At 72.6% G+C, this 13,544-nt stretch carries 9 protein-coding genes; 5 read left to right on the top strand and 4 right to left on the bottom strand.

Annotated features, from left to right (window positions below; translation table 11 throughout):
* Positions 1-139 precede the first annotated feature (139 nt).
* From adhE to ppdK, 4 genes are all read right to left on the bottom strand, one after another.
* Positions 140-2,782, bottom strand: a complete 2,643-nt coding sequence (gene adhE, locus IE316_RS34100) for a bifunctional acetaldehyde-CoA/alcohol dehydrogenase (RefSeq protein WP_229910675.1) — start codon at positions 2,780-2,782, stop codon at positions 140-142.
* A 55-nt stretch (positions 2,783-2,837) separates the two neighbouring features.
* The gene (locus tag IE316_RS34095; protein ID WP_190208443.1) at positions 2,838-3,614 is read right to left on the bottom strand and encodes a CBS domain-containing protein; all 777 of its coding nucleotides are present in this window, start codon (positions 3,612-3,614) and stop codon (positions 2,838-2,840) included.
* 79 nt (positions 3,615-3,693) lie between these two features.
* Positions 3,694-4,077, bottom strand: coding sequence for a hypothetical protein (locus tag IE316_RS34090; protein WP_190208442.1), 384 nt, complete (start codon positions 4,075-4,077; stop codon positions 3,694-3,696).
* A 130-nt stretch (positions 4,078-4,207) separates the two neighbouring features.
* Positions 4,208-6,904 (bottom strand): pyruvate, phosphate dikinase, encoded by a 2,697-nt coding sequence (gene ppdK, locus IE316_RS34085; RefSeq protein WP_190208441.1) that lies wholly within the window; start codon positions 6,902-6,904, stop codon positions 4,208-4,210.
* Positions 6,905-7,141: 237 nt separating this feature from the next.
* Between ppdK and IE316_RS34080 the strand changes: the two genes are divergently transcribed.
* The 5 genes from IE316_RS34080 to IE316_RS34060 all read left to right on the top strand — a co-directional run bounded on the left by IE316_RS34080 (position 7,142) and on the right by IE316_RS34060 (position 13,246).
* Positions 7,142-8,086 (top strand): universal stress protein, encoded by a 945-nt coding sequence (locus IE316_RS34080; RefSeq protein WP_190208440.1) that lies wholly within the window; start codon positions 7,142-7,144, stop codon positions 8,084-8,086.
* Between the two features lie 189 nt (positions 8,087-8,275).
* On the top strand, positions 8,276-9,193 hold the full coding sequence (locus IE316_RS34075) for a universal stress protein (protein WP_190208439.1): 918 nt from the start codon (positions 8,276-8,278) through the stop codon (positions 9,191-9,193).
* A 257-nt stretch (positions 9,194-9,450) separates the two neighbouring features.
* Positions 9,451-11,709, top strand: a complete 2,259-nt coding sequence (pflB, locus tag IE316_RS34070; RefSeq protein WP_190208438.1) for a formate C-acetyltransferase — start codon at positions 9,451-9,453, stop codon at positions 11,707-11,709.
* Complete coding sequence (gene pflA / locus IE316_RS34065; RefSeq protein ID WP_190208437.1) at positions 11,706-12,455, top strand: pyruvate formate-lyase-activating protein; 750 nt, start codon at positions 11,706-11,708, stop codon at positions 12,453-12,455. The genes pflB and pflA overlap by 4 nt, the downstream gene beginning before the upstream one ends.
* A 92-nt stretch (positions 12,456-12,547) precedes the next feature.
* Positions 12,548-13,246 carry a response regulator gene (locus IE316_RS34060; RefSeq protein WP_190208436.1) on the top strand — a complete coding sequence of 233 codons (699 nt, stop codon included), beginning with the start codon at positions 12,548-12,550 and terminating at the stop codon, positions 13,244-13,246.
* Positions 13,247-13,544 lie beyond the last annotated feature (298 nt).

Here is a 13,544-nt window from a genome sequence, read left to right as displayed (position 1 = left end):
CAGGCGTGCGCCCGGTGACAGGGCCCGATGGTCCGTACGCCGGGGCCCTTCGGACCTCTTCGGCATCGCCGGACGGCGTGGCGAATCCGCCGTACGGCCCCGTACGGCGGATTCGCCCGGGTCGCGACCGGCTAGTCGTTCAGCCGTAGTAGGCGGTGCGCATGAGCTTCTGCATGTCGTCGAGCATCGGCATGCGCGGGTTGGCCGGCGCGCACTGGTCCTCGTAGGCGTTGAGGGCCTGCTGGGGCAGGGCGTCGAGGAAGGCGCGCTCGTCGACGCCGAGGGCCTGGAACGTCGGCTCGATGCCGACGGCGTCGCGCAGCCGCTCGACGGCGGCGGCGAGGGACTCGACGCCCTCGGCCGGAGTGGCCGCGGGCAGGCCGAGGGTGCGGGCGATGTCCTGGAAGCGTTCGGGGGCGCGGTAGCTCTCGTACTTGGGCCAGCCGGTCAGCTTGGTCGGGACGGTGCCGTTGTAGCGGATGACGTGCGGCAGCAGTACCGCGTTGGTGCGGCCGTGCGCGATGTGGAAGGTCGCGCCGAGCGTGTGCGACATGGCGTGGACGATGCCGAGGAAGGCGTTGCCGAAGGCCATGCCGGCGATGGTGCCCGCGTTGTGCATCTTCTCGCGTGCCTCGGCCGAGTTCTCGCGGATGTTCACCGCTGCCTTGAGGTGGCCGAAGACGAGGCGGATGGCGTGCAGGGCGAGGCCGTCGGTGAAGTCGTTGGCGTAGACGGAGACGTACGCCTCGATGGCGTGGGTGAGGGCGTCGAAGCCGCTGTCGGCGGCGAGCGCGGGCGGCAGGGCAGTGGTGAGGAGGGGGTCGACGATGGCGACGCTGGGGGTGAGGGCGTAGTCGGCGAGCGGGTACTTCTTGCCGGTCGCGGGGTCGGAGATGACGGCGAACGGGGTGACCTCGGCGCCGGTGCCGGAGGTGGTGGGCACGCAGACCAGGCGGGCCTGCTCGCCGAGGGTGGGGAAGCGGAAGGCGCGCTTGCGAATGTCGGAGAACTTCTGGCGCATGTCCGCGAAGTCGATGCCGGGCTGCTCGTACAGCAGCCACATGACCTTGGCGGCGTCCATGGGGGAGCCGCCGCCGAGCGCGATGATCGTGTCGGGGCGGAAGTCCCGCATGAGGTCGGCGCCGTGCTGGACGGAGTCGATGCTGGGTTCGGGCTGGACGTTGTCGATGATCTGCAGGGTGACCGGCTCGCGGCGCCGTTGCAGGACGCGGCTGATCCGGTCGACGAATCCGAGGCGGGTCATGGTGGCGTCGGTGACGATGGTGACGCGGTGGACGTCCGGCATGGCGGTCAGGTAGCGGATGGCCTGCGGTTCGAAGTAGATCTTCGGCGGGACCTTGAACCACTGGAGGTTGTTGCGGCGGGCGGAGACCCGCTTGACGTTGAGGAGCTGGGCGGCGGAGACGTTGTTGGACACCGAGGTACTGCCCCAGGAGCCGCACCCCAGCGTGAGCGAGGGCAGCAGACCGTTGTAGATGCCGCCGATCGCGCCCTGTGAGGACGGCGAGTTGACGATGATCCGTACGGTCTTCATCCGCATGCCGTACGCCTCCGCCACCGCGCGGTCCTCGGTGTGGATGACGGCGCTGTGGCCCTGGCCGTGGAAGGCGACCATGTCGGCCGCCAGGTCGAAGCCGCGGCGCTCGTCCTCGGCGCGCAGTACGGCGAGGACCGGGCAGAGCTTCTCACGGGTCAGCGGCTCGTCCGGGCCGACCCGTTCGGCCTCCACCAGGATGACCGAAGTGTCGGCGGGCACTGAGAATCCGGCCTGCTCGGCGAGCCAGGCCGGGCTCTGCCCGACGGCGGCCGCGTTGACCTTGGGTTCGCAGCCGGCGCCCGAACCGCCGGTGGCGGGAAACAGGAAGGTCTCCAGCTTCACCTTCTCCTGCGGGGTGGCCAGATGGGCGTGCAGGGCGCGGAACTCGGTGATCGCGGCGTCGTAGATCTCCGTGTCCAGGATGACGGCCTGCTCGGAGGCGCAGATCATGCCGTTGTCGAAGGACTTGGACAGCACCAGGTCGTTGACGGCCCGGCGCAGGTTCGCGCTGCGGTGGACGTAGGCGGGGACGTTGCCGGCGCCGACCCCGAGGGCCGGCTTGCCGGCCGAGTAGGCGGCCTTGACCATGGCGTTGCCGCCGGTGGCCAGGATCAGGGCGACGCCCGGGTGATGCATGAGCGTGCGGGTGGCCTCGACGGAGGGGGCCTCGATCCACTGCACGCAGTGTTCCGGTGCTCCGGCGGCGACGGCCGCGTCCCGCACCACGCGGGCCGCTTCGGAGCTGCACCGCTGCGCGGCGGGGTGGAACGCGAAGATCACCGGGTTACGGGTCTTCAGCGCCATCAGTGCCTTGAACACCGTGGTCGAGGTCGGGTTGGTGACGGGGGTGACCGCGGCCACCACGCCCACCGGTTCGGCGATCTCCACCATGTCCTCGATGTCGTCCCGGCCGATGACCCCGACGGTCTTGAGGTGGCCCATGCTGTGCGTGACGTGCTCGCAGGCGAACATGTTTTTGGCGGCCTTGTCCTCGAAGACCCCGCGCCCGGTCTCCTCGGCCGCCAGGCGGGCCAGGGCGGTGTGCTGCTCCAGGGCGGCGACCGACGCCTTCTTGACGATGTGGTCGACCTGTTCCTGGGTGAGGGACTCGTAGTCGGCGAGAGCCTTGAGGCCGGCCGTGACCAGACGGTCCACGGCGACCGCGGTGTCGGACGGGGCGTCGGTCCCGACGCGGTCCTTGGTCCGCACGTCCTGTCGGGTCATGGTGGGGTGCCTCCGTCATCAGGGCCGCGGTTCGGTGGCGCGGCGTTCCACGTCTTCACTGTGCTGCCGGGCCCGGCGCGGCAGGGGGCGCCGAAGGGCCCTCTTCTCCGTCCGTCCGGCCCGGACCGGCAGGGACCGTAGGCCCGGCCGGGGCGAGCCGCCGTACGCGCGGGCCGCCGGCCGGCTCACGGCCCCCGGCGCGAGCGGAGGCGAGCGGTGCCGCGAAGTCGTCGACGCGGAAGGACAAGCCGTTGACGACGCCGACCACGCCCTCCAGGCGCCAGGCCGCGTACACGGCCTCCGGCACCTGGCTGCGCAGTTCCACCCGGCCGGCGAGGGTGACGACACCGTCGCGGACCAGGACGCGGACGGCGTCCGGGGCCAGCCCCAGGACACCGGCGATGATCTCCTCGGTCACCTGGCGGCCGATCTCGTCGTCCGCGCACAGGAAGACACGGAGCAGGTCGCGACGGGTGGCGATGCCGATCAGGCGGTCCTCCTCGTCGACGACGGGCAGCCGTTCGACGTGGCGGCGCTCCATGAGCCGGGCCGCGTCCGGCACGGTCTGCTCCGGGTGCACGGTGATCGCCGGACTCGACATCACGTCCCCCGCCGTCACGGCGGGGGAGGGGGCGGTGCCGTCCCGGTGTGCCTGCGTGCGCACCAGGTCGCTGCCGGACAGGACGCCGAGCACCTTGTCGTCGGCGTCGACCACCGGCAGTCCGCTGATCCGGTGGTGGTCGAGCAACCGCACGACCTCCTTGAACGGTGTCGTCCGGTGTGCCTGCACGACGTCCCTGGTCATCACTTCGCCGACGGTGTGAGCGGTCAAGGCGGGTCCTCCTTACCAGCGTGGCGGCGAGGACCGGAGCCGCATCCGGCTCCGGTCCTCCGCCGGGTCGGGCGGGCGCCTACCGGCGCGGGCCGCCGCGCCACGGGGGCGGGGCGGCCGACCGGCGGGCGGTGTCGCCGCGGTGGGCGACGCGTTCGACGCTGTCCCGCAGCCGGTCGTGGAGCCGGTCGGCCAGCTCCGTCGCGGTGTTCTCGCGGGCGTGGACGACGACGAGGTGGTTCCCGATCCGGATCTCCGCGCCAGCCGACCAGGGCAGCGCGACATGGTGGGCCGCGGCCCGGACGACACGCACCTGACCGCTCACGGGCGGCAGTCCGGGCCGGTCCAGAGCGGTACCGACCTTTTCCCGGAGGTAAGCGAGGGACTCCTCGTCCGTCTCGCCGTCGGTGCGTACCCGCACCGTGTGCAGGACGTCACGGGGACCGATGTCCTTGGCAGTCACGTGTTCCACTCCTCAGTGATCGTCGGCAACGATCCAAGGCTGCTGCGTCCGCCGGCCCGGTCCCAGGGGCGGCCGGTCCCGGCGGGCGGGGCGGCCGGCCCCCGGTCACAGGGCCGAGGGGCCCGGTACCTCACCTGCTGTCGCTGCCCTCGGTCCCCTCCAGTGCCGCCCGGCCGGCCTCCAGCCGTGCCACCGGCACCCGGAACGGGGAGCAGGAGACATAGTCCAGCCCAGTGGCGTGGAAGAAGTGCACCGAGCCGGGGTCGCCGCCGTGCTCACCGCACACCCCGATCTTCAGGTCGGGCCGGGCGGCGCGGCCCTCGGTGACCGCGATGCCGACCAGCCGGCCGACTCCCTCGCGGTCGAGGGTCTCGAAGGGGGACGTGGGGAAGACGCCCTTGTCGAGGTAGGCGGAGAAGAACTCCGCCTCGACGTCGTCACGGGAGAAACCCCAGGCCGTCTGGGTCAGGTCGTTGGTGCCGAAGGAGAAGAACTCGGCCTCCTCGGCGATCCGGCCCGCCGTCAGGGCGGCCCTGGGCAGCTCGATCATGGTGCCGACGGGGCAGTCGACGGGCGCGCCGGTCGCCTCCGAGACGCGGGCCAGCACCCGCCGTACCTCCGCGCGTACCAGGCGCAGTTCGCGGACGTCCCCGACGAGCGGCACCATGATCTCCGCCCGGGGGTCGCCACCGGCCCGCAGACGCCGGGCCACGGCCTCGCCGATCGCCCGCACCTGCATGGCGACCAGGCCCGGGACCACCAGCCCGAGCCGCACACCGCGCAGACCGAGCATCGGGTTCTCCTCGTGCATGCGGTTGACGGCGGCCAGCAGTTCGACGTCGTGCGCGTCCGGTTCCTCGCCGCGTGCCTCGGCGGCGGCGATGCGCACCGCCAGCTCTGTGCGGTCGGGCAGGAACTCGTGCAGCGGTGGGTCCAGCAGCCGGATGGTGACCGGCAGACCGTTCATCGCCTGGAGGATGTCGGTGAAGTCCTGCCGTTGCAGGGGCAGCAGGGCCGCGAGCGCGCCCTCGCGCTCGGCGTCCGTGCCGGCCAGGATCATCTCCTCGACCAGCTTGCGGCGCTCACCGAGGAACATGTGCTCGGTGCGGCACAGGCCGATGCCCTGCGCTCCGAACCGGCGGGCCCGGACGGCGTCCTCCGGGGTGTCGGCGTTGGCCCGCACCTCCAGCCGCCGCACGGCGTCTGCGCGGGCCAGCGCGCGCCCCACGGCGCCGACCACACCCCGGTCGCCTTCGCCGCCCCGGCCGTCCTCCAGATACCGGATCACTGCCGAGTCCACCAGCGGCACCGAACCCGCGTACACCGCTCCGGCGGAGCCGTCCACCGAGACGACGGTGCCCTCCTCGACCACGGTTCCGTCCGCGGCGGTGAAGCGCCGGGTCCCGGTGTCCACGGTGAGTTCCTCGGCGCCGCACACGCAGACCTTGCCCATGCCGCGGGCGACGACGGCCGCGTGGCTGGTCTTGCCACCCCGGCTGGTGAGGACCGCCTGAGCGGCGATCATGCCGGGCAGGTCGTCCGGGGTGGTCTCCTGACGGACCAGGACCACCTTTTCGCCGGCCGCGGCGCGGCGCACCGCCTGGGCGGAGTCGAAGACCACGGTCCCGACCGCCGCGCCGGGCGAGGCCGGGACGCCGTGGGCGAGTGCGGTACCGGTCGTGGAGGTGTCGAAACGCGGGAACATCAGCCGGGCCAGGCCCTCGCCGCTCACTCGGGCCAGCGCCTCGTCCGGGGTGATGAGCCCTTCGTCGGCCAGCTCGGCCGCGAGCACGAAAGCGGCCTCGGCGGTGCGCTTGCCGACGCGGGTCTGGAGCATCCACAGGGTGCCGCGTTCGATGGTGAACTCGATGTCGCACAGGTCCCGGTAGTGCCGCTCCAGAGTGCTCAGGTGGGCCAGGAGCCGGTCGTACGCGGCGCGGTCCAGGTGCTTGAGCTCCGCCAGCGGCACGGTGTTGCGGATGCCGGCGACGACGTCCTCGCCCTGCGCGTCGGGCAGGTAGTCACCGTAGAGGCCGGGGCGGCCGGTGGCCGGGTCGCGGGTGAAGGCGACACCGCTGCCGGAGTCGGCCCCGAGGTTGCCGAAGACCATGCGCTGCACGTTGACGGCGGTGCCCAGGTCGTCGGCGATGTGCTCGCGGCGCCGGTACAGGCGGGCGCGTTCGCCGTTCCAGGACGCGAAGACGGCCAGGACCGCCCGGCGCAACTGCTCGGCGGGAGACTGCGGGAAGTGTTCGCCGGTCTCCCGGTGGATCAGGTTCTGGTACGTCCCCACCAGCTCGGCCAGGTCGGACGCGTTCAGGTGCACGTCGTCCTTCACGCCGCGCAGGTCCTTGAGGTGGGCGAGGGCCCGTTCGAAGTGTGCGGCGTCGACGCCCATGACCGTGCTGCCGAACATCTGGACCAGGCGGCGGTAGGAGTCCCAGGCGAAACGCCGGCTGCCGGAGACCTCGGCCAGACCGAGCACGGATTCGTCGTTGAGGCCGATGTCGAGGATGGTCTCCATCATGCCGGGCATGGAGAACTTCGCGCCGGAGCGGACGGACAGCAGCAGCGGATCGTCCGGCTGCCCCAGCGACCGCCCGGCGGACGCTTCCAGGGCCGACAGGTGCGCGGAGACCTCCTCCCACAGTCCGGCGGGCTCGTTGCCGGCCGCCAGGAAGGCACGGCACGCCTCGGTGGTGAGGGTGAAGCCGGGCGGCACGGGGAGCCCGAGCCGGGTCATCTCGGCGAGGTTCGCGCCCTTGCTGCCGAGGAGGCCGGCCATGTCACGGCCGCCCTCGGTGAAGTCGTACACGTAACGGACCATGACGCCGGCTCCTCATCTGTGGGCGTGGTGTTTCCAGGGTCGGACGGGGGTGTGCCCGGTGCGAGGTGCCGGCCGTCCCGACCGGGGGACTGCCCGGCCCTGGTCCGCGCCCTTGTCCCGCGGGCCGCGGTGGGCCGAAAGGGCCCGAACCGGGGCTCTACGGCCTGTGGCTCCCGGGACGGGCCGGGACGAGGCTGAAGACGTCGGGAAGTCCGTCGACTCAGGAGGGGACACGTCATGCAGCACGACATCGTGGTGGGGGTCGACGGATCGCCCGCGGGTCTCGCCGCCGCGCACTGGGCGGCCCAGGAGGCACAGCGGCGGGGGACCGGTCTTCAGGTGGTGCACGTCTGGCACCGCCACGCCCGTCCCGCGCCGTACATCCCCCTGGACAGCAACGAGCACGACTGGGCCGGGCACCTCCTGGACGAGGCCGTGCGCAGTGTCCGCGCCGCCCACCCCGCTTTGTGGGTCACCCCGCGCCTGGTGTGCGAGGCGACGGTGGCCGCGCTGCTCGCCGCCGCTACGGACGCCGGCCTGCTGGTCCTCGGCTCCCTCGGCCTCGGCCCCGTGGGCGGGTTCGTCACCGGGTCGGTGTCCCAGCGCGTCGTCGGCCGGTCGGCCTGCCCCGTGGTGCTGGTCAGGGCGGGACGGAGCGCCGCCGACGAACACCTGCCGGCCGCCGACGGCGTCGCACCGGAGGAGATCCCGCAGACGCCCTACCGCGAGATCGTGCTGGGCCTGCGCACGGACCGCCTCTGCGACGAACTGATCGAGTTCGCCTTCGACGCCGCCCGCCGGCGCGGGACCGGCCTGAAGGTGGTCCACGCCTTCCGCACACCGGCCCGGCCCGCACCCGGCCCCTCGGTACCCCTGGCGGCCGTGGCGCCCGAGGGCCCGGCCCCGGATCCGCGGCCGTACGCGCAGGCGCTGGCCGACGAGGAGCGCACCGTGACGGCGACGCTGCGCCCCTGGCAGGAGAAATACCCGACCGTCCCCGTGACCGAGACGGTCACCGAGGACCGGGCGGCCGTCGCCCTGGTGCGCGCCGCTCACGACGCCGCATTGCTCGTGGTGGGCCGCCGCATCGCCGGTCACCGGCTCGGCGCCCACACGGGTCCGGTCACCCACGCAGCCCTGCACCATGCCGGGTGCCCGGTCGCCGTCGTCCCGCACGACTGAGGCCGGCCGGGGCCGCCGCGCGGTTCGGCGAGCGGACCGGTGCGCCGGCCGCCGCCGATGTCCCGGCGCCCCGCGCAGGTCCACGTGCGCGTGGCGCCGGGACCGTCGGATGCCAGGCCGGGACCGGTCGGCCCTGCCCGTACCGGACGCGCGGGACGAAGACTCGGAGCAACCCGAAGGAGGTACTCCATGACCCGCACCATCACCGTCGGACTGGACGGCTCGCCGGAGAGCCTGGCCGCCGCCGTCTGGGCCGCGCGCGAGGCACAGCTCCGGGACCTGCCCCTGCGGCTGGTGAACGCCTGGGAGTGGCAGCCACCCGCCTACGCGCCGGCGACCGGGCTCGGCGTGCCGGTGCCGCCGACCGACCTGCAGCGCGCGTGGGCACGGCGCATACTGGACGAGGCGCGGGCCCGTGTCGCCCGCCGGTGTCCCGGACTGCGGATCGACGCGGACACGATCGCGGGATTGCCCGTCCCGGCGCTGCTGGAAGCCGCCGGGGACACCGAACTGCTGGTGCTGGGATCCCGTGGTCTGGGCAAGGTCGCCGGCTTCCTCGCCGGCTCCGTCTCCCTCGCCGTCCTGGCCGCGTGCGAGCACCCGGTGGTCCTCGTACGCTCCGTCGCGCACGGCACGCCGAAGCCGCTGCCGCCGGACCCGGCGGCCGAGCTCCCCGCCGCCGGACACCGCGACGTGGTCCTCGGCCTGGACCTGCACAAGCCCAGCGACGCAGTGATCGACTTCGCGTTCGACGCGGCTGCGCGGCACGCGGCGCGACTGCGGATCGTCCACGGCTGGACGCTGCCGCCCTACTACTACGACGGGGCGCTCATGCCCGAGCTGAACGACGAGATGGTCACGCGGGTGCGGCACGAACTCGCCGACGTGCTGCGGCCGTGGCAGGAGAAGTACCCAGCCGTGGAGGTCGGCGCCCAGGCCACGATCGGCGGCGCGGGCCGCCACCTGGTCGACGCCTCCCACGATGCGGCGCTGGTGGTCGTGGGCCGGCGGATCCGCCGGTCGGCGGTCGGCGCGCACATCGGGCCGGTGACCCAGGCGCTGCTGCACCACGCCGCCGCCCCGGTGGCGGTGGTCCCGCACGACTGACCGGGCGGCGCTCGCGCCGCCGCCCTGGAACGGGGCACCGCCTCCGGGGACGGTTCGCCTGCCCCGGCCGGCGACAGCGGACGGCCACCGCACCCCGCGGCCCGGCGGGCCCGGGCCGTGCGAAGCCGGCCGGGACCGATGGTCCCGGCCCGCCCAGGCCGTACGGGCCCCGCCCGGTGCCCTGTCCGGCACTCCTGGCCACCGGCCCCGGCGACCAGCATCGACAGTGACCAGACCGCACGACGAGAGGACCTGTGATGACCGCGACGGTGACAGCCGGCCCCCGGACCGCCGACGCCTGGCGGCAGTTCGCCGGGAGCGGGTGGCGTCAGCGCATCGACGTGCGCGACTTCATCCAGGCCAACTACACGCCCTACGAAGGCGACGCCTCCTTCCTGGCCGGCCCCACGGACCGCACCCGCGCGGTCTGGGAGAAGGTCAGCGCGCTGTTCCCGGAGGAGCGGCGCCGGGGCGTGCTCGACGTGGACGCCGCCACCCCCTCCACCATCACCTCGCACGCCCCCGGCTACATCGACCGCGACCGCGAGCTGATCGTCGGCCTGCAGACCGACGCCCCGCTCAAGCGCGCGATCATGCCCAACGGTGGCCTGCGCATGGTGGAGAACAGCCTGAAAGCGTACGGCTACGCCCCCGACCCGTTCGTGACCAAGGTCTTCGGTACCTACCGCAAGACCCACAACGACGGTGTCTTCGACGCCTACACCCCGGCGATGCGCGCCGCCCGCAAGGCGGGCATCATCACCGGCCTGCCCGACGCCTACGGCCGCGGCCGGATCATCGGCGACTACCGGCGCGTCGCCCTCTACGGCACCGACCGGCTGATCGAGGCCAAGCGCGCCGAACGCGCCCGCCTCGACACCCTGCCGTCCACCGCCGACGTCATCCGCGACCGCGAGGAACTCGCCGAGCAGATCCGGGCGCTGGGCGAACTGACCGAGATGGCGGCCACGTACGGCTGCGTCATCAGCCGGCCCGCCACCACCGCCCACGAGGCGGTGCAATGGCTCTACCTGGGTTACCTGGCCGCCGTGAAGGAACAGAACGGCGCCGCGATGTCCCTGGGCCGCACCTCCACCTTCCTGGACGTCTACCTCCAGCGCGACCTCGACGAAGACATCCTCGACGAGCGACGCGCCCAGGAACTGATCGACGACTTCGTCATCAAGCTGCGCATCGTGCGGTTCCTGCGCACCCCCGAGTACGACGCGCTGTTCTCCGGCGACCCGACCTGGGTGACGGAATCCATCGGCGGCATCGGCGCCGACGGCCGCCCCCTGGTCACCCGCACCTCCTTCCGGTTCCTGCAGACCCTCTACAACCTCGGGCCGGCCCCGGAACCGAACCTGACGGTGCTGTGGTCGCCCCGGCTCCCGGCCGGGTTCAAGACGTTCTGCGCGCAGGTGTCCATCGACACCAGCGCCGTCCAGTACGAGTCGGACGAACTGCTGCGTCCGCACACCGGCGACGACACCGCGATCGCCTGCTGCGTGTCCGCCATGGCGGTGGGCCGGCAGATGCAGTTCTTCGGCGCCCGCGTCAACCTCGCCAAGGCCCTGCTGTACGCCGTCAACGGCGGCCGGGACGAGATGACCGGGGAGCAGATCACCCCCGCGGCACCGCCGCTGACCGGCGAATACCTGGACTACGACGAGCTGACGGCCGCCTACGACCGGATACTGGACTGGCTCGCCGAGACCTACGTGGACGCGCTCAACGTCATCCACTACATGCACGACAAGTACGCCTACGAGCGCATCGAGATGGCCCTCCACGACCACCCGGTGCACCGGTTCATGGCCTGCGGCATCGCCGGACTCTCGGTGGCCGTGGACAGCCTCTCCGCAGTCAAGCACGCGCGCGTAAGGACCATCCGCGACACGACCGGACTGGCCGTGGACTTCAAGACCGAGGGCGACTTCCCCGCGTACGGCAACAACGACGACCGCGTCGACGCCCTCGCCGTCGACCTGGTGGAGACCTTCATGGCCAAGGTGCGCGAGCACCCCACCTACCGCGACGCCGAACACACCCAGTCGGTGCTGACCATCACCTCCAACGTCGTCTACGGCAAGCACACCGGCAACACCCCCGACGGCCGCCGCGCCGGACAGCCCTTCGCCCCCGGCGCCAACCCGATGAACGGCCGTGACCGGCACGGGGTGGCCGCCTCCGCGCTGTCGGTGGCGAAGCTGCCGTACGAGGCGGCCCGCGACGGTATCTCCCTGACCACCACGATCACTCCGGAGGGACTGGGCCACGTTCCCGAGGAACGCGCCGGTCACCTGGTCGGCATCCTCGACGCCTACATGTTCGCGGGCGGTTACCACATGAACGTCAACGTCCTGGACCGGGCGGTACTGGAGGACGCCATGGAGCACCCGGAGAAGTACCCCGAGCTGACGATCAGGGTCTCCGGCTACGCCGTGAACTTCGTACGGCTCACCCGTGAGCAGCAGCTCGACGTGATCAGCCGCACCTTCCACGGTTCGCTGTGAGCACCGTGGCCCCCGGGGCGGTCACCGGCCGGATCCACTCCTGGGACCTTTCCACCGGCGTGGACGGCCCCGGGACCCGGTTCGTCCTCTTCGTCAACGGCTGCCCCCTGCGGTGCCTGTACTGCGCCAACCCGGACACCTGGCACATGCGTGACGGCAAGAAGGCCACCGTCGACGAGGTGGCGGCGGAGATCGGCAAGTACCGGGACTTCGTCGCCGCGGCCGGCGGCGGCGTGACCGTCACCGGCGGCGAGCCCCTGCTCCAGCCGGCCTTCACCGCGGCGGTCCTGCGCCGCTGCAAGGAGGCCGGTCTGCACACCGCCCTGGACACCTCCGGCTTCCTCGGCGCCCGCGCCTCGGACGCCCTCCTGGCCGACACCGACCTCGTTCTGCTGGACATCAAGTCCTTCGACGTCACCACCTACCGGAAGCTGACCGGCGGCGCCCTCGCCCCCACCCTCGACTTCGCCACCCGTCTGGACCGGATGGGCAAGCGCATGTGGATCAGGTACGTCCTGGTGCCGGGGTGGACCGACGGCGACGACGCCGTCGACGGGCTGGCCGGCTTCCTCTCGGGCCTGGAAAGCGTGGAGCGGGTCGACATCCTGCCGTTCCACAAGCTCGGCGCCGCCAAGTACGACACCCTGGAGATCCCCTTTCCGCTGCGGGACACCCCGGTCCCCGACCGGACACTGGTGGAGCGGGTGCGGGACCGGTTCCGCCGACGGGGCCTCGTGGCCCACTGACGCGTCGGAAACAGGGCCGGCCGGCCCTGGACCTCGGCCCCTGGGGGAAGGAAGGATCGCAGGAGATACCAAGGCAGCACGAGGAGCATTCGATGGCGGACAGCGAGCAGGACGGCACCACGGGGGGCCCGGTCAAGGTCTTTCTCCTGGACGACCACGAGGTGGTACGGCGAGGAGTGCACGACCTGCTGGACGACGAACCGGACATCACGGTGGTCGGCGAAGCGGCGACGGTGGAGCAGGCGCTGGTACGGGTCCCGGCCCTGCGTCCCGACGTGGCTGTGCTCGATGTGCGCCTGCCAGACGGGGACGGGGTGAGCGTATGCCGCGAGCTGCGGTCGAGGATGCCGGACCTGGCCTGTCTGATGCTGACCTCCTTCGACGACGAGGAAGCCCTGCTGGACTCGATCATGGCGGGTGCCGCCGGTTACGTCCTGAAGCAGATCCAGGGCTCGGACCTGGTCGCGGCCGTGCGGACGGTCGCCCGCGGCCAGTCACTGCTCGACGCGAGCGCCACGGCCAGGCTGATGGCACGGCTGCGGGGCGGCGGGCAGCAGCCGGCCGAGGAACCGGAGGCGCTGCCGGGCCTCACCGACCGGGAACGCGAGATCCTGGAACTGATCGGGGAGGGACTGACCAACCGGCAGATCGGCCAGCGGCTGTACCTCGCGGAGAAGACGGTGAAGAACCACATCTCCCGCCTGCTGGCCAAGCTCGGGGTGGAGCGTCGTATTCAGGCCGCCGTGATCGCCACCCAGGCCCGCGACCGCGCACGGGGCGGAGAGCACTGAGGGCCGGTACCGTCCGGCCCGCGCCGCGCGGGCCCGCGCGCACCGGTAGCCGTCCCCGGACACCAGGGGGGACGGCCACCGGGTCCGCGGCCGCTCGCGCCTGCCGTGCCGACGGTGGGCGAAGGCCGGTGGTCTGCCGGGTGCGCGATGGCCTCCGGCCGCCGGGTGTCCGGTCGCATACGGGACCATCGGCTCGCAGTCGGGTTCTTCCGGCCCGCGACGGCGGCGGATGGGAGGTGACCGGACGGACCGCCGGGGCCGTCCCGGTCCGCCGGCCCGGCCCGGCCCGGCTCGGGCG

This window comes from Streptomyces fumanus (assembly GCF_014655295.1).
Classification (GTDB): domain Bacteria; phylum Actinomycetota; class Actinomycetes; order Streptomycetales; family Streptomycetaceae; genus Streptomyces; species Streptomyces fumanus.
This window is presented reverse-complemented; position numbering and strand designations above follow the sequence as displayed.